General features: G+C 70.6%; 16 protein-coding genes. 6 read left to right on the forward strand and 10 right to left on the reverse strand.

The genetic code is table 11. The features are described 5' to 3' along the window. Positions 1-10: 10 nt before the first annotated feature. Together AB5J49_RS40555 and AB5J49_RS40560 are read right to left on the reverse strand one after the other, a co-directional pair. Positions 11-1,357 (reverse strand): MFS transporter, encoded by a 1,347-nt coding sequence (locus AB5J49_RS40555; protein WP_369173877.1) that lies wholly within the window; start codon positions 1,355-1,357, stop codon positions 11-13. Between the two features lie 164 nt (positions 1,358-1,521). After that, positions 1,522-2,187, reverse strand: coding sequence for a TetR/AcrR family transcriptional regulator (locus tag AB5J49_RS40560; protein ID WP_369173878.1), 666 nt, complete (start codon positions 2,185-2,187; stop codon positions 1,522-1,524). 171 nt (positions 2,188-2,358) lie between these two features. Between AB5J49_RS40560 and AB5J49_RS40565 the strand changes: the two genes are divergently transcribed. Together AB5J49_RS40565 and AB5J49_RS40570 are read left to right on the forward strand one after the other, a co-directional pair. Next, positions 2,359-3,243, forward strand: a complete 885-nt coding sequence (locus AB5J49_RS40565; RefSeq protein WP_369173879.1) for a shikimate dehydrogenase — start codon at positions 2,359-2,361, stop codon at positions 3,241-3,243. A 33-nt stretch (positions 3,244-3,276) separates the two neighbouring features. Next, complete coding sequence (locus AB5J49_RS40570; RefSeq protein ID WP_369173880.1) at positions 3,277-5,064, forward strand: bifunctional sugar phosphate isomerase/epimerase/4-hydroxyphenylpyruvate dioxygenase family protein; 1,788 nt, start codon at positions 3,277-3,279, stop codon at positions 5,062-5,064. Positions 5,065-5,070: 6 nt separating this feature from the next. On the opposite strand, the gene AB5J49_RS40575 is transcribed toward AB5J49_RS40570, so the two are convergent. The 8 genes from AB5J49_RS40575 to tkt form a co-directional block, all read right to left on the reverse strand. Continuing rightward, positions 5,071-6,516, reverse strand: coding sequence for a pentapeptide repeat-containing protein (locus tag AB5J49_RS40575; RefSeq protein WP_369173881.1), 1,446 nt, complete (start codon positions 6,514-6,516; stop codon positions 5,071-5,073). 82 nt (positions 6,517-6,598) lie between these two features. Continuing rightward, the gene (locus tag AB5J49_RS40580) at positions 6,599-7,186 is read right to left on the reverse strand and encodes a histidine phosphatase family protein (protein WP_369173882.1); all 588 of its coding nucleotides are present in this window, start codon (positions 7,184-7,186) and stop codon (positions 6,599-6,601) included. Positions 7,187-7,192: 6 nt separating this feature from the next. Then, positions 7,193-8,068: a phosphogluconate dehydrogenase (NAD(+)-dependent, decarboxylating) gene (gene gnd, locus AB5J49_RS40585; protein WP_369173883.1), complete on the reverse strand. Its 876-nt coding sequence runs from the start codon at positions 8,066-8,068 to the stop codon at positions 7,193-7,195. 1 nt (position 8,069) lies between these two features. Then, a complete protein-coding gene (gene pgi / locus AB5J49_RS40590; RefSeq protein WP_369175421.1) occupies positions 8,070-9,722 on the reverse strand; it encodes a glucose-6-phosphate isomerase in 1,653 nt (550 codons plus the stop codon). A gap of 4 nt (positions 9,723-9,726) precedes the next feature. Next, positions 9,727-10,662, reverse strand: a complete 936-nt coding sequence (opcA, locus tag AB5J49_RS40595; RefSeq protein WP_369173884.1) for a glucose-6-phosphate dehydrogenase assembly protein OpcA — start codon at positions 10,660-10,662, stop codon at positions 9,727-9,729. Beyond that, the gene (gene zwf, locus AB5J49_RS40600) at positions 10,659-12,188 is read right to left on the reverse strand and encodes a glucose-6-phosphate dehydrogenase (RefSeq protein ID WP_369173885.1); all 1,530 of its coding nucleotides are present in this window, start codon (positions 12,186-12,188) and stop codon (positions 10,659-10,661) included. Before zwf ends, opcA begins: the two co-directional genes overlap by 4 nt. Further along, a complete protein-coding gene (tal, locus tag AB5J49_RS40605; protein WP_369173886.1) occupies positions 12,185-13,342 on the reverse strand; it encodes a transaldolase in 1,158 nt (385 codons plus the stop codon). Before tal ends, zwf begins: the two co-directional genes overlap by 4 nt. Before the next feature lie 19 nt (positions 13,343-13,361). Further along, the gene (gene tkt, locus AB5J49_RS40610; protein WP_369173887.1) at positions 13,362-15,437 is read right to left on the reverse strand and encodes a transketolase; all 2,076 of its coding nucleotides are present in this window, start codon (positions 15,435-15,437) and stop codon (positions 13,362-13,364) included. Positions 15,438-15,614: 177 nt separating this feature from the next. Here tkt and AB5J49_RS40615 point away from each other — a divergent pair, with 177 nt between their 5' ends. The 4 genes from AB5J49_RS40615 (at position 15,615) to AB5J49_RS40630 (ending at position 19,878) form a co-directional block, all read left to right on the forward strand. Beyond that, entirely contained in the window at positions 15,615-16,520 is a 906-nt protein-coding gene (locus AB5J49_RS40615) for an AraC family transcriptional regulator (RefSeq protein WP_369173888.1), read from the forward strand. Between the two features lie 147 nt (positions 16,521-16,667). After that, positions 16,668-17,558 carry an alkaline phosphatase family protein gene (locus AB5J49_RS40620; RefSeq protein WP_369173889.1) on the forward strand — a complete coding sequence of 297 codons (891 nt, stop codon included), beginning with the start codon at positions 16,668-16,670 and terminating at the stop codon, positions 17,556-17,558. 5 nt (positions 17,559-17,563) lie between these two features. Next, on the forward strand, positions 17,564-18,859 hold the full coding sequence (locus tag AB5J49_RS40625; protein WP_369173890.1) for an MFS transporter: 1,296 nt from the start codon (positions 17,564-17,566) through the stop codon (positions 18,857-18,859). Further along, entirely contained in the window at positions 18,856-19,878 is a 1,023-nt protein-coding gene (locus AB5J49_RS40630; protein WP_369173891.1) for a TolB family protein, read from the forward strand. The genes AB5J49_RS40625 and AB5J49_RS40630 overlap by 4 nt, the downstream gene beginning before the upstream one ends. Positions 19,879-19,893 lie beyond the last annotated feature (15 nt).

The raw sequence follows: 19,893 nt of genomic DNA on the forward strand, positions 1-19,893 counted from the left end.
TCGCGCAAGGTCAGGCCGTCACCGACTCCGGCTGCGCGGCCTCCCGGGCCGTGCGCTCGCCGAGCTGCTCCGTCGGGATCCTGGCGGTCTCTCGGGCCGAGAGGACGGCCACGACCGGAGGCACGCACAGGGCGGCCGTGAACAGGGCGACCGAGGACCAGTCGTCGCCGTTCGGGCCGGCGATCTGCGCGGCGAAGGTGACCGCGAACCCGGCGACCGCGAAGCCGATCTGGGTGCCGATGGCCATGCCGGACAGGCGGACCCGGGTGGAGAACATCTCGCCGTAGAACGAGGGCCACACACCGTTCGCGGCGCTGTAGACCACACCGAAGGTGACGATGCCCAGCAGCAGGGTCAGCGGGTAGGAGCCGGTCGAGATCGACCACAGGTACAGGAACATCATCACCGCGCTGCCGGCCGCGCCGATCAGGTACACCGGGCGGCGGCCGATGCGGTCCGACAGCGTGGCCCACAGCGGGATCGCGGCGAGCGCGACCAGGTTGGCGAGAGCGCCCACCCACAGCATCGAGGACCTGCTCATCCCGACCGCGTCACTCGTGGCGTACGACAGCGCCCACACCGTGAAGATCGTGCTGACCGAGGCGACCAGCGCACCGGCGATCACCCGCAGCACATCCGCCCAATGCTCCCGCATCAGCACCGCGAGCGGCATCTTGGCGACGCCCTCGGTCGCGGCCTGCTGCTCGAAGGCGGGCGTCTCCTGCAGCTTGCGGCGGATGACATATCCGACGACGGCGACCGCGATGCTCATCCAGAACGGCACCCGCCAGCCCCACGACAGCAGCTGCTCCTCCGGCAGCGCGGCGATCGGGATGAAGACCAGGGTGGCCAGCAGCTGCCCGCCCTGTGTGCCGCTCAGCGTGAAGCTGGTGAAGAAGCCGCGCCGATGTGGTGGCGCGTGTTCCAGGGTCATCGAGTTGGCGCTGGCCTGCTCGCCCGCCGCCGAGATGCCCTGCAGCACCCGGCACAGCACCAGCAGGACGGGCGCGAGGGTGCCGACCTGGTCGCGGGTCGGCAGACAGCCGATGAGGAACGTCGACACGCCCATCAGGATCAGCGTGAAGACCATGATCTTCTTACGGCCCATCCGGTCGCCGAAGTGACCGAGGAACAGCGCGCCGATCGGCCGGGCGGCGTACGCCACCCCGAACGTGGCCAGCGACAGCAGGGTGGCGGTCGCCGGGTCGGACTCGTCGAAGAAGACCTCGGGGAAGATCAGCGCGGCGGCGCTGCCGTAGATGAAGAAGTCGTAGTACTCCAGGGCGCTGCCGATCCAGGCGGCGGTCGCGGCCTTCTTGGGCTGCCCTGGCGGGGCATGGGGGACGAGGACGGACACGGCGTGCTCCTTCGAGGGGACTCCAACATAGGCGGAGTGAGCGGGAACGAGGGAAGGGGGGAAGTGCCGGATCCCGGCTAATTAACCCACTGGATAGTTAGTAGCGGTGGCTACGGATGTTGCGCCCACGTTTCCCGGGTGTCAAGGGGTGATGCCGTACGACTTCAGTCCGCCGCGCGCTCCGCGGTCAGGTAGGCGATCACCATGTCGCCGAGCATCGCGCGGTAGTGCTCGCGCTGGGTCGGATCCACCAGGTCGCGGCCGAACAGGACGCCGAAGGTGTGCCGGTTGGAGACCCGGAAGAAGCAGAAGGAGCTGATCATCGCGTGCAGGTCGACGGCGTCGACCTCGGCCGTGAACAGGCCGGACTGCCGCCCCGACTCCAGGATCCGGCGGATCACGTCCAACGCCGGTGAGCCGATCTTGCCGAGCTTCTCGGAGGCGGCGATGTGCTCGGCCCCGTGGATGTTCTCGATGCTGACCAGGCGGATGAAGTCGGGGTGCTGCTCGTGGTGGTCGAAGGTCAGCTCGGCCAGCCGGCGAATGGCCGCGACCGGGTCCAGGTGCTCGACGTCGAGCTGCTGCTCGGCCTCCCGGATCACGCCGTACGCGCGCTCCAGCACGGCCGTGAACAGCTGCTCCTTGCCGCCGAAGTAGTAGTAGATCATCCGCTTCGTGGTGCGGGTGCGGGCGGCGATGTCGTCGACACGGGCGCCGGCGAAGCCGACCCGGGCGAACTCCTGCGTCGCCACGTCCAGGATCTCGGCCTGGGTGCGGGCGGCGTCACGGATCCGTCCGTTGGGTCGTGCCGGTTCGTCGACGCTGGTCATCGGGTTCCTTCGGCGAGGGGCGAGCGTGCCCCCGGTGGCTTGCTCGCGTGCCGGTGATTGTAGAAGCCCCTCACCTCGCGTGCGGGGTCAGGTCTTCCCAAGTGCCCGCGCCTCCTGCTATGACTAACTCACCAGTTCGTACATTAGTGAGCCGCTCAGGAGGTCCACCCGGTGGCCAAGGACGCCAAGGACTCGTATCTCGTCGGGCTGATCGGCTCCGGCATCGGCCCGTCGCTCAGCCCGGCTCTGCACGAGCGGGAGGCCGACCGGCAGGGTCTGCGCTATCTGTACCGGCTCATCGACATCGACACGCTCGGCGTCCCGCCGCAGGCGGTGGGCGACCTGGTGCGGTCCGCCCGTGACCTGGGCTTCGACGGGCTCAACATCACGCACCCGTGCAAGCAGCTCGTCATCGGGCACCTGGACGCGCTCGCCCCGCAGGCCGAGGCGCTGGGCGCGGTCAACACCGTCGTCTTCGAGGACGGCCGGGCCGTCGGCCACAACACGGACGTCACCGGCTTCGCCGCCTCCTTCGCACGCGGGCTGCCCGACGTGCCGCTGGAGCGGGTCGTGCAGCTGGGCGCCGGAGGCGCGGGGGCGGCCGTCGCGCACGCCATGCTGACGCTCGGCGCCGAGCGGGTCACCGTGGTCGACGCGCTGGCCGACCGGGCCGCCGATCTAGCCGCCTCCCTGAACCGGCACTTCGGCGCCGACCGCGCGGTGGGCGCCGCTCTCGACGCGCTCCCCACGCTCATGGGCCACGCCGACGGCCTCGTGCACGCCACCCCCACCGGCATGGCCGCCCACCCCGGCCTGCCCCTCCCGGCTGAGCTGCTCCACCCGGGGCTGTGGGTCGCCGAGGTCGTCTACCGCCCGCTGGAGACGGAGCTGCTCCGCACCGCCCGTGCCCTGGGCTGCGCCACCCTCGACGGCGGCGGCATGGCGGTCTTCCAGGCGGTGGACGCGTTCCGCCTGTTCACCGGGCGCGAGCCCGACAGCGCGCGGATGCTCGCGGACATCGCCGAACTGGCGGGTCCGGTACGAAGCCCGAGGTAGGACAGGCAGGAAGAAGTAGGAAGAGGTACCGGCATGCGTACGTCCATCGCCACCGTCTCCCTCAGCGGATCCCTCACCGAGAAGCTCACGGCCGCCTCCCGGGCCGGCTTCGACGGTGTGGAGATCTTCGAGAACGACCTGCTGGCCAGCCCGCTCACCCCCGAGGAGATCCGCGGCCGCTGCGCCGACCTCGGCCTCACCGTCGACCTCTATCAGCCGATGCGGGACATCGAGGCGGTGCCCGCAGGGGAGTTCGCCCGCAATCTGCGCCGCGCCCGGCACAAGTTCGAGCTGATGGGGCGGCTCGGCGCCGACACCGTCCTCGTCTGCTCCAGCGTCCACCCCCTGGCGGTGGACGACGACGCGCTCGCCGCCGAGCACCTGTCCCAACTCGCGGAGCTGGCCCAGGACTTCGGCATCCGCGTCGCCTACGAGGCGCTCGCCTGGGGACGGCACGTCAGCACGTACGACCACGCCTGGCGCATCGTCGAGACGGCCGGCCACCCGGCGCTCGGCACCTGCCTGGACAGCTTCCACATCCTCTCCCGAGGCTCCGACCCCAAGGGCATCGAGGACATCCCCGGCGAGAAGATCTTCTTCCTCCAGCTGGCGGACGCCCCGCTGCTCGCGATGGACGTCCTGCAGTGGAGCCGGCACTACCGCTGCTTCCCCGGACAGGGCGGCTTCGACGTCGCCGGACTGGTACGCCACGTCCTGCACACGGGATACGACGGCCCCCTCTCCCTGGAGGTCTTCAACGACGTCTTCCGCCAGGCCGAGGCCGGCCCGACGGCCGTGGACGCCCACCGTTCGCTGCTGGTCCTCCAGGAGACGGTCGGCCTGGCCACCCCGCCCGTCCCCGTCGTCCCCACCGGCGTCGCCTTCGCCGAGCTGGTCACGCCCGACGCCGCACCGGTCTCGGCCGTACTCGGCGCCCTGGGCTTCGCCCGCACCGCACGGCACCGCAGCAAACCGGTCGACCTCTGGGAGCTGGGCGGGGCCCGCGTCCTGGTGAACACCGGGGGCTCGGCCCGCCGCGACGGCACCGGACTCGCCGCCATCGGCCTGGAGTCACCGGACCCGGCCGGCGCCGCCCGCCGCGCCGAGGCCCTTCTCGCCCCCGTCCTGCCCCGCCGCCGTGCCCCGCAGGACGCCCCACTGGACGCGGTCGCGGCCCCCGACGGCACGGAACTCTTCTTCTGCGCCACGGACCGTCCCGAACTGCCCAACTGGCGGGCCGACTTCACGGACGTCGAGCACGAGGCAGGGGCGCAGGGCGTGCACCGCATCGACCATCTCGCCCTCACCCAGCCCTGGCACCACTTCGACGAGGCGACCCTCTTCCACCGCAGCGTCCTCGGCCTGCACGCCCAGGAGAGCGTCGACGTCGCCGACCCCTACGGCCTGATGCGCAGCCGCGCCGTCACCAACCCCGACGGCAGCGTCCGTATCGCCCTGAGCGTCGGGCCGGCGCCGACCGACGGCACCGTGCACGCCCAGCACATCGCGCTGGCCACGGACGACGTGGTCGCCGCGGCCCGGCGCTACCGGGAGGCGGGCGGTCGCCTGCTGCCGATCCCCGCCAACTACTACGACGACCTGGGCGCGCGGTACGAGTTCGCGGACGGCGAGCTGGAGACGTATCGCGAGCTGGGCATCCTCTACGACCGTGACGCCTGCGGCGAGTTCCGGCACTGCTACACGGTGACGGTCGGCCGCGTCTTCTTCGAGCTCGTACAGCGGGACGGCTACCGGGGGTACGGCGCCCAGAACGCACCGGTGCGGCTTGCCGCCCAGCACGTTCTGCGGCCCGGCCGGTGAACCGGCCTACTGGCGACTGACGGTGCGGGTCACGCCGGCGATGACCGTGGTGGCGAGGATCCAGCCGGTGAGAACGAGGACGTACGACAGCCACTGCTGCCCGCCCTCCGGGGCGAACGCCGGTTCCTGTCCGAAGGAGATCACCGGCAGCAGCAGGTCGAGGGTGTAGAAGAACGGGTTGAAGTGCGGTGCCTCGTCCGCCTTCAGCGGCGGGGGCGCGTGCACCGCGAAGGCGACCGAGCCGACGGCGAGCAGGGACAGCAGCCAGGCCAGGGCACGCATCGGCCGGAAGCCGTAGCCGACGGTGGCGTCCTGGACGTGGCCCCACAGGCGGCCGTACCAGGGCAGGGTGGTGCGGTGGCGGCGCTGCTTGGCGAGCTGGACGAGGCGGGCGGCGTGGTCGTCGCCGGTGCGGCGGTACGCGGCGGTCAACTGCTCGTATCCGTGTGGGTCGAACGTGTCCTCGTCCCGCTCCAGCATGGGCAGCCGGCGCTCCGGCGGCACGTGCGGGGTCAGGGAGATGTAGGTGAGGTCGAGGAGACGGACCTGGTCCGGCAGCATCTCCGGCTCCAGGTTGAGGTGTTCTATCTGCGAGCGGCGCAGGTTGAGCATGCCCTCGACCGGCGGGCCCTTGCGCAGCCACACCTCGCCGATGACACAGCTGCTCGCCCGCATCGCGGTGCCGCCCGGGTTGGACAGCCGGCTGTACAACAGGTCGAACCGCCCGGGTATGCGGGCGCCGCGCAGGTCGATGCGGCCCTGGGCGCGCAGCCGTCGGCCGAGCACGTTGGCGCCCACTTCGAGGGCCTCCGCGTCGATGACGTTGCCGCCGGGGTTGTGCAGCTCCGCGTCCTCCAGGTCGAGCGAGCCCGCCACGGTGGCGCCGTCCAGCCGGACCCGGCCCCGCGCGCGCAGGTGATGCGCGCACAGGTCGTCGTCGACGGACACCTGGTTGAGCTGGAGGGCGGGCTGCGCGGTGTCGGCGACGGTGATCTCCGCCTGATCGAGGAAGAGCGCGCCCGCGATCTGCGCGCCGTCGACACGGACGGCCCCGTCGAAGCGGCAGCGTGTCAGCCGCAGGCTGCCGTCGATCCGGGCGCGCGTCACCGAGAGGCCGGGCAGCTCGGAATCCCGCAGGCTGACGTAGCGCAGCTGGGCGCCGACGAAGTCCGGCGCGTGCTCGAAGCGGCAGTGGGTGAGGTGGATGACGCTGTCGACCGTCGCATACCTCAGGTCCAGCGGACCGGTGACGCGCGCGCCTCTGACCTTGAGAGCCGCGATCTCCCCGGGCTCCCTGGGGCCGTTGAGCAGCAGTGTCCGCAACACCCCGGCACGAAGGGTTCGTTCGGGTGCCCCTTCCGGTTCGGTCCCCTCACGGAAGTCCACCTCGGTGCCCGTGGCGAAGGCCTGCCACACCCGCAGTTCGGCCGGCGTCAGATCGTTGATCTCCATCAGCCGGGACTCTGACGCCGGCCGCCGAACCTGTCAACTCAGGGCTGCCCATGGTCAGATGGGCAGCCCTTCCTCTTCGGCCCTACGGCCTGGTGTTCCACTCTGCGATCACCGGGCGGCCGTGCTCCGTGGACAGGCGGCTCACCGTGCCCGTCGCCAGCTGGAACAACCGCCCGTCCGCCGGTGCCAGACCCAGCCGGCGAGCCGTCACGACGCGCAGGAAGTGGCCGTGCGCCACGAGGACCACGTCGCCGGCGAGCAGCGCCACGTCCACCCGGGCGAGCACCCGGTCGGCACGCGCCCCCACCTCGGCCGGTGACTCGCCGGGGTGACCGTCCGGGCCGGGCGGCACCCCGTCGGTCCACAGGTACCAGTCGGGGCGGGAGCGGTGGATGTCGACGGTGGTGATGCCCTCGTAGCCGCCGTAGTCCCACTCGTGCAGGTCCGGTTCCGGTGCGGCCCCGCTCACGCCCGCCAGTTCGGCGGTGCGCACGGCGCGGCTCAGCGGGCTGGTGAGCGCCAGGGCGAAGGCCCGGCCGGTGAGGAGCGGGGCGAGGGACTTGGCCTGTTCCTCACCGGCCCGGGTGAGGGGCAGGTCGGTCCAGCTGGTGTGCTGTCCCGACCTGCTCCACTCCGTCTCACCGTGGCGGACCAGCAGGAGATCCCCCACGGTCGGCTACTTCGACTCGACGGCGTGGCCGCCGAACTGGTTGCGCAGCGCCGCGATCATCTTCATCTGCGGGGAGTCGTCCTGGCGGGACGCGAACCGCGCGAAGAGCGAGGCCGTGATCGCGGGCAGCGGTACGGCGTTGTCGATGGCCGCCTCGACGGTCCACCGGCCCTCACCGGAGTCCTCCGCGTAACCGCGCAGCTTGCCCAGGTGCTCGTCCTCGTCGAGGGCGTTCACCGCGAGGTCCAGCAGCCAGGAACGGATGACCGTGCCCTCCTGCCAGGACCGGAAGACCTCGCGGACGTTGTCCACCGAGTTGACCTTCTCCAGCAGCTCCCAGCCCTCGGCGTAGGCCTGCATCATGGCGTACTCGATGCCGTTGTGGACCATCTTCGAGAAGTGCCCCGCACCGACGCGGCCGGCGTGGACGTAGCCGTACGGCCCTTCCGGCTTGAGCGCCTCGAAGATCGGCTGCAGGCGCTCCACGTGCTCCTTGTCGCCGCCGACCATCAGCGCGTAGCCGTTCTGCAGGCCCCACACGCCGCCCGAGACGCCCGCGTCGACGAAGCCGATGCCCTTGATGCCGAGTTCGGCGGCGTGCTTCTCGTCGTCCGTCCAGCGGGAGTTGCCGCCGTCGACCACCGTGTCGCCCGGGGACAGCAGGTCCTTGAGTTCGTCGATGACCGTCTGGGTGGCGGTGCCGGCCGGGACCATCACCCAGACGGTGCGCGGCGCGTCGAGCTGGCGGACCAGCTCTTCGAGGCTCTCGACGTCGGAGACCTCGGGATTGCGGTCGTAGCCGATGACGGTGTGGCCGGCGAGGCGGATCCGCTCGCGCATGTTGCCGCCCATCTTGCCGAGACCGATGAGACCGAGCTGCATATCAGTTCACTTCCTTGAGTTCACGGTAGGCGGCCACGAGAGCGGCGGTGGAGGCATCGAGACCGGGGACGTCCGCGCCGTCGGTCAGCGCGGGTTCGACCCGCTTGGCGAGGACCTTGCCCAGCTCGACGCCCCACTGGTCGAAGGAGTCGATGTTCCAGACGGCGCCCTGGACGAACACCTTGTGCTCGTAGAGGGCGACCAACTGGCCGAGGACCGACGGGGTCAGCTCGGGGGCGAGGATCGTGGTCGTGGGGTGGTTGCCCTGGAAGGTGCGGTGGGCGACCTGGTGCTCCGCGACACCCTCCGCGCGCACCTCGTCCGCGGTCTTGCCGAAGGCGAGCGCCTGCCCCTGGGCGAAGAGGTTCGCCATCAACAGGTCGTGCTGTGCCTTGAGTTCGTCACTCAGCTCGGCGACCGGACGGGCGAAACCGATCAGGTCGGCCGGGATGAGCCGGGTGCCCTGGTGGATCAACTGGTAGTAGGCGTGCTGCCCGTTGGTGCCGGGCGTGCCCCACACCACCGGACCGGTCTCCCAGCCCACGACATGGCCGTCACGGTCGACGGACTTGCCGTTGGACTCCATGTCGAGCTGCTGGAGATACGCCGTGAACTTCGACAGGTAGTGCGAGTACGGCAGCACCGCATGGGACTCGGCGCCGAAGAAATTGCCGTACCAGATGCCCAACAGGCCCATGATCAGCGGGGCGTTGGCCTCGGCCGGCGCGCTCTTGAAGTGCTCGTCGACGACGCGGAAGCCGTCGAGCATCTCCCGGAAGCGGTCCGGGCCGATGGCGATCATCAAGGACAGGCCGATCGCCGAGTCGTAGGAGTAGCGGCCGCCGACCCAGTCCCAGAACTCGAACATGTTGTCCGGGTCGATGCCGAAGTCCGTCACCTTCTCGGCGTTGGTCGACAGGGCCACGAAGTGCTTGGCGACCGCCTTGTCCTCGCCGCCGAGCCCGGCCAGCAGCCAGGAACGGGCCGAGGTGGCGTTGGTGATCGTCTCGATCGTGGTGAACGTCTTGGACGCCACGATGAACAAGGTCTCCGCCGGGTCCAGGTCCCGGACCGCCTCGTGGAGGTCGGCGCCGTCGACGTTGGAGACGAACCGGAACGTCAACTCCCGTGCCGTGAACGGGCGAAGAGCCTCGTACGCCATGGCGGGACCGAGATCGGAGCCGCCGATGCCGATGTTGACGACATTGCGGATACGGCGGCCCGTGTGGCCGGTCCACTCGCCGGAGCGGACGCGGTCCGCGAACGCGCTCATCTTCTCGAGCACCGCGTGCACCTCGGGGACGACGTTCTCGCCGTCGACCTCGATCACCGCGTCGGCCGGGGCGCGCAGGGCGCTGTGCAGCACCGCCCGGTCCTCGGTGACGTTGATCTTCTCGCCCCGGAACATCGCGTCCCGCAGCCCGAACACGTCGGTGGCGGTGGCCAGCTCCTGCAGCAGGGCGAGCGTCTCGTCGTTGACCAAGTGCTTGGAGTAGTCGATGCGCAGGTCGCCGACGCGCACGACGTACCGCTGCGCGCGCGAGGGATCGGCCGCGAACAGCTCACGCAGCCGCGGGCGCTGCAGCGTGTCCGCGCGGTGGTCCTCCAGGGCCACCCACTCGGGGCGCCGGGTGAGCCGGGGGGAGTCGGACAGGGGGTCAGACATGGTCGGGGGTCTCCTTGGTGGCCTCGCCCCGCAGGGCGATGGCGTACATCTCGTCCGCGTCGAGGCGCCTGAGTTCCTCGGCGATGAGTTCGGAGGTGGTGCGGACCTTCAGCGCGAGGGTGCGCGACGGCTGGTCCGGCAGGGTCAGCGTGGCGAGCGGGCCCTCGGGACGGTCGATGACGATCTCGCCGTTCTCGGTGCCGAGCCGCACACCGGTGACGACCGGTCCGGCGGTGACGACCCGCTCGGCGGTGACGTGCAGGCGGGCCTCCAGCCAGCGGGCCAGCAGCTCGGCGGCCGGGTTGTCGGCCTCGGCCTCCACGGTCGCCGAGATGATCGGCACCCGGGCCTGGTCCAGGGCCGCGGCGAGCATCGAGCGCCACGGGGTGAGCCGGGTCCAGGCGAGGTCGGTGTCGCCGGGCGCGTAGGAGCGGGCGCGCAGCTCCAGGTCCGCGAGCGGGGTCTCGGTGGTGTACAGATCGGTGATCCGGCGCTGCGCCAGCGCGCCCAGCGGGTCCTTGGCGGGGTTCTCCGGCGCTTCCACCGGCCACCACACGACGACCGGCGCGTCCGGCAGCAGCAGCGGCAGCACCACCGAGTCGGCGTGCTCGGACACCTCGCCGTACATGCGCAGCACGACCGTCTCGCCGGTGCCGGCGTCGGCGCCCACCCGGACCTCCGCGTCCAGGTGCGAGCGGGTGCGGTCGCGCGGGGTGCGGGCGTGCCGCTTGATGACGACCAGGGTGCGGGCGGGGTGCTCGTGCGACGCCTCCTCGGCCGCCTTGATCGAGTCGTACGCGTTCTCCTCGTCCGTGACGATCACCATCGTCAGGACCATGCCCACGGCCGGCGTGCCGATCGCGCGGCGGCCCTGCACCAGCGCCTTGTTGATCTTGCTTGCCGTGGTGTCGGTCAGGTCGATCTTCATGGCCTGCGCCAGCTCCGTCCGTCTCGTGCGAGCATCTCGTCGGCTTCCTCGGGTCCCCAGCTGCCGGACGCGTACTGCGCCGGCTTGCCGTGGGTGTCCCAGTACTCCTCGATCGGGTCGAGGATCTTCCAGGACTCTTCCACTTCCTGGTGACGGGGGAACAAATTGGCGTCCCCGAGGAGGACATCCAGAATGAGCCGCTCGTACGCCTCCGGGCTGGACTCCGTGAACGACTCGCCGTAGGCGAAGTCCATCGTCACGTCCCGGATCTCCATCGAGGTGCCCGGCACCTTGGAGCCGAACCGCACCGTCACGCCCTCGTCCGGCTGGACCCGGATGACGATCGCGTTCTGGCCGAGTTCCTCGGTGGCGGTGGAGTCGAAGGGGGAGTGCGGCGCCCGCTGGAAGACCACCGCGATCTCGGTGACCCGCCGCCCGAGCCGCTTGCCGGTGCGCAGATAGAACGGCACGCCCGCCCAGCGCCGGTTGTCGACGTTCAGCTTGATCGCGGCGTACGTGTCGGTCTTCGATCGCGCGTCGATACCGTCCTCCTGGAGGTACCCGACGACCTGCTCGCCGCCCTGCCAGCTCGCCGCGTACTGCCCGCGCACGGTGTGCTCGCCCAGGTCCTCCGGCAGCTTCACCGCCTTGAGCACCTTGAGCTTCTCGGTGAGCAGCGAGGCGGCGTCGAAGGCGGCCGGCTCCTCCATGGCGGTCAGCGCCATCAGCTGGAGCAGGTGGTTCTGGATGACGTCACGGGCCGAGCCGATGCCGTCGTAGTAGCCCGCCCGGCCGCCGATGCCGATGTCCTCGGCCATCGTGATCTGCACATGGTCGACATACGACCGGTTCCAGATCGGCTCGAACATCTGGTTCGCGAACCGCAGCGCCAGGATGTTCTGGACGGTCTCCTTGCCCAGGTAGTGGTCGATCCGGAAGACCTGCTCCGGGTCGAACACGCCGTGCACGATCTCGTTCAGCTCACGGGCGCTCGCGAGGTCGCGGCCGAACGGCTTCTCGATGACCGCCCGCCGCCAGGATTCCTCGGGGGCGTCCGCCAGGCCGTGCTTCTTCAGCTGCCGCACGACCTCGGGGAAGAACTTCGGCGGTACGGAGAGGTAGAAGGCGTAGTTGCCGCTCGTACCGCGCGCCGCGTCCAGCTCGTCGACCGTCTGGCGCAGCTGCTTGAACGCCTCGTCGTCGTCGAAGGCACCCGGGATGAACCGCATGCCCTCGGCGAGCTGCTGCCAGACCTCCTCGCGGAACTCGGTGCGGGCGTGCTCGCGCACCGAGTCGTGCACGACCTGCGCGAAGTCCTGGTCCTCCCAGTCCCGGCGGGCGAACCCGACGAGGGAGAAGCCCGGCGGCAGCATCCCGCGGTTGGCGAGGTCGTACACGGCCGGCATCAGCTTCTTGCGGGACAGGTCGCCGGTGACACCGAAGATGACGAGCCCGGACGGGCCCGCGATCCGGGGCAGCCGGCGGTCGCGCGCGTCGCGCAGGGGGTTGTCCCAGTCGGAAATCATTCTGCGTCAGCTCCCTTGCTGCCGAGGGACTTCTCGACGGCGTCCAACAGGTCCTGCCACGCCACCTCGAACTTGGCGACGCCCTCGTCCTCCAACTGGGTGACGACCTCGTCGTACGAGATCCCCAGCGCTTCGACGGCGGCCAGGTCGGCGCGGGCCTGCGCGTAGCCGCCGGTCACCGTGTCGCCGGTGATCTCGCCGCGGTCGGCGGTGGCGTCGAGGGTGGCCTCGGGCATCGTGTTGACGGTGCCCGGCGCGACCAGCTCGTCCACGTACAGGGTGGACTTGTACGCCGGGTCCTTCACGCCGGTCGACGCCCACAGCGGGCGCTGCCTGTTGGCCTTGGCGCCGGTGAGGGCGCTCCAGCGGTCGCCCTCGAAGAGCTCCTCGTAGGCCTCGTAGGCGAGACGGGCGTTGGCGAGGGCGGCCCTGCCCTTGAGCGCGAGGGCCTCGTCCGTGCCGATCGCCGTCAGCCGCTTGTCGATCTCGCTGTCGACGCGGGAGACGAAGAAGGAGGCCACGGAGTGGATGGTGGAGAGGTCCAGGCCCTTGGCGGCGGCCTTCTCCAGGCCGGCCAGGTAGGCGTCCATGACCTCGCGGTAGCGCTCCAGGGAGAAGATCAGCGTGACGTTGACGCTGATGCCCTGGGCGATGACCTCGGTGATGGCGGGCAGGCCGGCCTCGGTCGCCGGGATCTTGATCATCACGTTGGGGCGGTCGACCAGCCAGGCCAGCTGCCTGGCCTCGGCGATCGTGGCCGCCGTGTGGTGGGCGAGCCGCGGGTCGACCTCGATGGAGACCCGGCCGTCCCGGCCGTCGGTGGCGTCGTACACGGGCCGCAGGATGTCGGCGGCGGCGCGGACGTCGGCGGTGGTCATCATGCGCACGGCCTCGTCGACCGTGACGCCCCGCACCGCGAGGTCGGCGAGCTGCTCCTCGTAGCCCTCGCCGGAGCCGATGGCGGCCTGGAAGATGGACGGGTTGGTGGTGACGCCGACGACGTTCTTGTTCGCGATCAGTTCGGCGAGGTTGCCCGACTCGATCCGCTTGCGCGACAGGTCGTCCAGCCAGATCGAGACGCCCTCGTCGGAGAGGCGCTCAAGGGTGCCCGCGGTCCCCGCGGTCGCGGTTGCTTCGGTGCTCACTGTGATCATCTTCTTTCTGGCGTTCGGATCAACCGCGGGCGGCGGCGACGGATTCGCGGGCTGCGGCGGCGACGTTCTCGACGGTGAAGCCGTACTCGGCGAACAGGGTCTTGGCGTCGGCGGAGGCACCGAAGTGCTCCAAGGAGACGATGCGTCCCGCGTCTTTGACGAACCGGTACCAGGTCAGACCGATCCCGGCCTCGACCGCGACCCGCGCCTTCACGGCCGGCGGCAGGACGCTCTCGCGGTACTCGCGCGGCTGCTCCTCGAACCACTCCACGGACGGCATCGACACGACACGGGTACCGATCCCGTCGGCCTCCAACCGCTCCCGCGCGGCGACGGCGAGCTGGACCTCGGAGCCGGTGGCGATGAGGATCACCTCGGGCTCTTGCGTGGAGGACTCCTCAAGGACGTAACCGCCCTTCGCCGCATCCTGGTTGACCGGCAGTGTCGGCACACCCTGGCGGGTGAGCGCGAGGCCGTGCGGGGCCGGGTTGGTGGAGTGCCGCTTGAGGATCTCGGCCCAGGCGACCGCGGTCTCGTTGGCGTCGGCGGGGCGGACGATGTTCAGACCCGGGATCGCGCGCAGCGAGGCCAGGTGCTCGACCGGCTGGTGGGTCGGGCCGTCCTCGCCGAGGCCGACGGAGTCGTGCGTCCAGACGTACGTCACCGGCAGCTGCATCAGCGCGGACATGCGGACCGCGTTGCGCATGTAGTCGGAGAACACCAGGAACGTGCCGCCGTAGACACGGGTGTTGCCGTGCAGGGCGATGCCGTTCATCTCCGCGGCCATCGAGAACTCGCGGATACCGAAGTGGATGGTGCGGCCGTACGGGTCGGCCTCCGGCAGCGGGTTGCCCTTCGGCAGGAACGAACTCGTCTTGTCGATGGTGGTGTTGTTGGAGCCGGCCAGGTCGGCAGAGCCGCCCCACAGCTCGGGGACGACGGCGCCGAGCGCCTGGAGGACCTTGCCGGAGGCGGCGCGGGTGGCGACCGACTTGCCCTCCTCGAAGACGGGCAGGGCGTCCTGCCAGCCCTCGGGCAGCTGCCCGGCGACGATCCGGTCGAACAGCCGGGCGCGCTCCGCGTCGGCGCCGCGCCACTTGTCGAGCCGCTTGTCCCAGGCGGCGTGCGCCTCGGCACCCCGGTCGAGGGCGCGCCGGGTGTGGGCCAGGACCTCGTCGGTGACCTCGAAGGACTGCTCGGGGTCGAAGCCGAGGATGCGCTTGGTGGCGGCGATCTCGTCGGTGCCGAGGGCGGAGCCGTGGGACGCCTCGGTGTTCTGGGCGTTGGGGGCCGGCCAGGCGATGATCGTGCGCATCGCGATGATCGAGGGGCGCTCGGTCTCGGCCTGCGCCGCCTTGAGCGCCGCGTACAGCGCGTGGACGTCGATGTCGCCGCCGAGCGCGGGCTCGATCCGCTGCACGTGCCAGCCGTACGCCTCGTACCGCCCCAGCACGTCCTCGGAGAAGGCGGTCGCGGTGTCGCCCTCGATGGAGATGTGGTTGTCGTCGTAGAGGAAGACCAGGTTGCCGAGCTTCTGGTGGCCCGCGAGGGAGGATGCCTCGGCGGAGACGCCCTCCTGGAGGTCGCCGTCGGAGACGATCGCCCAGATGGTGTGGTCGAACGGGGACTCGCCCTCGGACGCCTCGGGATCGAACAGGCCGCGCTCGTAGCGGGCGGCCATCGCCATGCCGACCGCGTTGGCGACGCCCTGACCCAGCGGGCCGGTCGTCGTCTCGACGCCTGCCGTGTGCCCGTACTCGGGGTGGCCCGGCGTCTTCGAACCGTGCGTCCGGAAGGCCTTGAGGTCGTCGAGCTCCAGCTCGTACCCGGCGAGGAACAACTGGGTGTAGAGGGTCAGCGAGGTGTGGCCGGGGGAGAGGACGAAGCGGTCACGGCCGGTCCACTCGGGGTCGGCCGGGTCGTGCCGCATCACCTTCTGAAAGATCGTGTAGGCGGCCGGCGCGAGGCTCATCGCGGTGCCGGGGTGGCCGTTCCCGACCTTCTGGACGGCATCGGCCGCCAGGAGGCGGGCCGTGTCGACGGCACGCCGGTCGAGTTCGGTCCATTCGAAGCTGTCCGGTGTCTGCGTGCTCATCTTCAAAAAGTCCTCGATCGGAGCGAAGTGGCTGGTCCAACGCGTTCAAAAGTAAAAGTCAGACTTTTACGAGGGAAGGTCGGCGTGTGTCAGGCTGTGGTGAAAGTGGGACACCGCCGCCGAAACAGCGCACGGCTGAGCAGGGGCGGCGCGCAACTGAGGCGGCACGAGACGGACATGGCGGATACAAGGGGCGAAGGCGGCGGCGGAGGCGACGGAGGGATCAGAACGTTTCCCTTCCCCGTCGAGCTGAGCGTCGGCGGCGTCGGCATGCAGATCGGCCCCATGGGCGGCGCCGACCACACCTGGCACGCCGACGAGGCGCCGCTGGAGCGCGTGCACCGCATCGACTTCCACGTCGTGATGCTCTTCAGCCGCGGACCCGTGCGCCATATGATCGACTTCACGGAGTACGAGGCGGGCGCGGGCGACCTGCTGTGGATCCGCCCCGGACAGGTCCATCGTTTCTCACGGACGAGCGAGTACCAGGGGATCGTCCTGGCCATGCAGCCGGGCTTCCTGCCACGCGCCACGGTGGAGGCCACCGGCCTCTACCGCTACGACCTCCCACCCCTGCTCCACCCCGACGAAGACAGGCTCACCGCTCTGCGCTCGTCCCTCGCCCAACTCCGACGCGAGTACGAGGACACCACGACCCTCCCCCTGAGCCTGCACACCGCGGTCCTGCGTCACTCGCTGACGGCGTTCCTGCTGCGCCTGGCCCACCTCGCCGCGAGTTCGGCACAAGCGGCGCGCGAGCAGACCGACACGACCTTCACCCTCTTCCGGGACGCGGTGGAGAAGGGCTTCGCCACCAACCACAGCGTCAGCGCCTACGCCGACCAGCTCGGTTACTCCCGCCGCACCCTCGTCCGCGCGGTCCGCGCCGCGACCGGTCAGACGCCCAAGGGGTTCATCGACCGACGCGTGATCCTGGAGGCGAAGCGGCTCCTGGCCCACACCGACCTGCCGATCGGGCGCGTGGGTGCGGCGGTAGGCTTTCCCGACGCCGCCAACTTCTCCAAGTACTTTCAGCAGCACACGGAGGTGACGCCGGCGGTGTTCCGGGCGGAGCTGCGCTGACTTTTGCTGTGCGTTACCCGTGCCTGGCGTGATCTTTGCCCGGTGGGGTCCACGGTTCGCCCGGCCTTCACCCAGCGCCGGTCGGCGCCCCCTAATGTTGCCGCGCCGCCCCCTCGAACGTCCGTCACTTCTGTCCGGAGGACAGTCATGGCCGCCGTCAAGGCACCCCAGCGCAACCGACGTTCCCGCTCCGCACTCGCCGGAGCCGCCGCCCTCACCGCCACCTCGATCGGCCTGTGGGCCGCGACCGGCACCACCGCTCAGGCCGCCGCCCTCCCCACCCCCGACCACGTCGTGGTCGTCGTGATGGAGAACCACGCCTACTCCCAGGTGATCGGCAGCTCCAGCGCCCCCTACCTCAACAACACCCTCAAGGCGGGTGGCGCCAACCTCACCCAGTCCTACGGCCTCACCCACCCCAGCGAGCCGAACTACTACATGCTGTTCTCGGGCTCCAACCAGGGCCGCACCGACGACAGTTGTGTCGGCGTCGGGTCCATCAACAAGCCCAACCTCGCCTCCGAGCTGATCGCCGCCGGCAAGAGCTGGAAGAGCTACAACGAGTCGCTGCCCAGCCAGGGTTCGACGACCTGCAGCAGCGGCAACTACGCGCAGAAGCACAACCCGTGGTTCGGCTTCTCCAACGTGCCGACCAACACCGCGATGACCATGGCGCAGTTCCCGACCGACTACACGACCTTGCCCAAGGTGTCCTTCGTCGTGCCGAACCTGTGCAGCGACATGCACGACTGCTCGGTCTCCACCGGCGACACCTGGATCAAGAACAACCTGGGCGCCTACGCCACCTGGGCCAAGACCCACAACAGCATCCTCGCCGTCACCTTCGACGAGGACAACAAGCTGTCCGGGAACCGCATCCCCACCCTCTTCTACGGACAGCACGTCACACCCGGCAGCTCCAGCTCCACCACCTACAACCACTACAACGTGCTGCGCACCCTGGAGGACCTGGCCGGTCTGAGCACCCACGCGGGCAACGCCGCCTCCGCCTCCGACATCACCGGCATCTGGAACTGACGCCCGTGTATCTCGCGGACTCCCGCAGCACCAAGGCCGCCGTCGCCCCGGACACCCGTCCGGGGCGGCGGCCGGCCGCCGTGCCCAACGCCGTGCTGGCCCTGGGTGCGGTCAGCCTGATCACGGACATCTCCTCGGAGATGGTCACGGCAGTCCTGCCGCTGTACGTGGTCGCGGGCCTGGGCCTGTCCCCGCTCGGTTTCGGGCTCCTCGACGGCATCAACAACGGCGTCGGGGCCCTGGTCCGGCTGGCCGGCGGCCACCTCGCCGACCGGGGAGGCCGTCGGCACAAGGTCGTGGCAGGCATCGGCTACGGCCTGTCGGCGCTGTGCAAGCCCCTGCTGCTGCTCGCCCACACCCTCCCCGTGATCAGCGCCGTGCTCGCCGCCGACCGCACCGGCAAGGGGCTGCGCACCGCTCCCCGGGACGCGATGATCTCGCTGGCCACCGAACCCGAGCACCGGGGACGGGCGTTCGGTGTGCACCGCGCCATGGACACCACCGGCGCGCTGCTCGGCCCGCTCGTCGCCTTCGCCGTGCTGCGGGCCACCGTCGACGGCTACGACGCGGTCTTCGCCGTCAGCGGCTGCGTGGCCGTACTCGGTGTCCTGGTCCTGGTCCTCTTCGTGCCCCGCCACATCGTCGCCTCCGCCGACGCCGTACGGCAGCCCGAGTCGGCCCGGCCGCCCGCGCTGCGTGACGCGATCGGGCTGCTGCGCCGCCCGGAACTGCGCCGGCTCACGGTGTGCGCGGTCCTGCTCGGTCTGACCACCGTCAGCGACTCGTTCCTGTACCTGCTGCTCCAGCGCGAAGGCGACCTGCCCGCCCACCTGTTCCCGCTCCTGCCGCTCGGCACGGCGGCCGTCTTCCTCCTCCTCGCCGTCCCACTCGGCGCCCTCGCCGATCGCGTCAACCGCCGCCGGCTCTTCCTGGCCGGCCACGGTGTCCTGCTGCTCGGCTACGGCCTGGTGCTCTCCCCGTGGCACGGCGTCCCGGCCGTCATCGCCGTCCTCGTCCTGCACGGCACCTTCTACGCGGCCACCGACGGAGTCCTCGCGGCAGCGACCGCCGGGGCGGTCCCCGCACAGCACCAGGGCGCCGGACAGGCACTGGTGGGCACCGGCCAGGCGCTGGCCCGGTTCGCCTGCTCGCTCGCCTTCGGCGCGGCCTGGAGCCTGTGGGGCGGGCAGGCCGCGCTCGCCGTCACCGCCGCAGCCCTGGCCGTCAGTGCCGTCGTGGCCGCGTTCGTCCTCCGTACCACCGATGAGGTGCCCGCAACCATCGATGAGGTGCCCGCATGACCCGAACCAACCGCCTGCTGATCCTGCTGGCCGCCGTCGTGCTGCTCGGCGCGGTCGGCACCGGATCGGTGCTGTACGCCGCCCACCGCTCGGGCATGCGGGACGAGCAGCAGGCGGACGGTCCGACCGTGCGGGCCGGTACCGTCTCGCTCCGGCCGACGACCCAACGCCGGCTGCTGGTACGCAACCTGGCCTGGGGCCCGCACCGCGACGAGATCGCCACTGTGCCCGCCGACGATCCGCAGGGCCCGCGCACCGCCTCGGGAGTGAAGTGCCTGCGCTTCCACGCGGCAGCCGGTACCGGCATCTGCCTGCAGTCCGTGCACGGCCCCCTGGAGGACACCTACCGCGCGGTGGTCCTCGACGCGCACCTGCGTGAACGGCACCGTTTCCCGGCGGCCGGCATCCCCACCCGGGCCCGGGTCTCGCCCTCCGGCCACCTGGTCGCCTGGACGGTCTTCGTCAGCGGAGACTCCTACGCCGGCACGAACTTCTCCACCCGCACCGCCATCGTCGACACCCGCACCTGGACGATCGACGACAACCTGGAGACCTTCCACGTCATCAAGGACGGCCACTCCTACCACGCGGCGGACACCAACATCTGGGGCGTCACCTTCGCCGACGACCACCGCTTCTACGCCACGCTGGCGACCGGCGGCCAGACCTACCTCGTCCGGGGCGACGTCACCGCACGCACCCTGACCACCCTGCACCGCAACGTCGAGTGCCCCTCCCTCTCACCCGACGGCACCCGCATCGCCTACAAGAAACGCGTCAAGGGCGCCTCACCGGACGCCCCTTGGCGGCTGTACGTCCTGAACCTGCGCACCATGAAGGAGACCGCGACGGCCGAGTCGCGCAACATCGACGACCAGGCCCTGTGGGCCGACCACGACACCCTCGTCTACGCCCTCCCCGGCGACTACGGCTCGGACCTGTGGACCGTCCCCGCCGACGGCACCGGCACGGTCCGCCGCCTGATGAACTCCGCCGTCGCCCCCGCCTATCTGGGGTGACGGGTGGGAGAGGGG

Origin of the sequence: Streptomyces sp. R28 (assembly GCF_041052385.1) — a bacterium.
Classification (GTDB): domain Bacteria; phylum Actinomycetota; class Actinomycetes; order Streptomycetales; family Streptomycetaceae; genus Streptomyces.

Bases quoted from the DNA above. Each gene is read 5' to 3' on its own strand.
- AB5J49_RS40560 (WP_369173878.1), bottom strand. From the start codon at position 2,187: ATGACCAGCGTCGACGAACCGGCACGACCCAACGGACGGATCCGTGAC.
- AB5J49_RS40570 (WP_369173880.1), top strand. From the start codon at position 3,277: ATGCGTACGTCCATCGCCACCGTCTCCCTCAGCGGATCCCTCACCGAG.
- AB5J49_RS40575 (WP_369173881.1), bottom strand. From the start codon at position 6,516: ATGGAGATCAACGATCTGACGCCGGCCGAACTGCGGGTGTGGCAGGCC.
- gnd (WP_369173883.1), bottom strand. From the start codon at position 8,068: ATGCAGCTCGGTCTCATCGGTCTCGGCAAGATGGGCGGCAACATGCGC.
- opcA (WP_369173884.1), bottom strand. From the start codon at position 10,662: ATGAAGATCGACCTGACCGACACCACGGCAAGCAAGATCAACAAGGCG.
- zwf (WP_369173885.1), bottom strand. From the start codon at position 12,188: ATGATTTCCGACTGGGACAACCCCCTGCGCGACGCGCGCGACCGCCGG.
- tal (WP_369173886.1), bottom strand. From the start codon at position 13,342: ATGATCACAGTGAGCACCGAAGCAACCGCGACCGCGGGGACCGCGGGC.
- tkt (WP_369173887.1), bottom strand. From the start codon at position 15,437: ATGAGCACGCAGACACCGGACAGCTTCGAATGGACCGAACTCGACCGG.
- AB5J49_RS40615 (WP_369173888.1), top strand. From the start codon at position 15,615: ATGGCGGATACAAGGGGCGAAGGCGGCGGCGGAGGCGACGGAGGGATC.
- AB5J49_RS40620 (WP_369173889.1), top strand. From the start codon at position 16,668: ATGGCCGCCGTCAAGGCACCCCAGCGCAACCGACGTTCCCGCTCCGCA.
- AB5J49_RS40630 (WP_369173891.1), top strand. From the start codon at position 18,856: ATGACCCGAACCAACCGCCTGCTGATCCTGCTGGCCGCCGTCGTGCTG.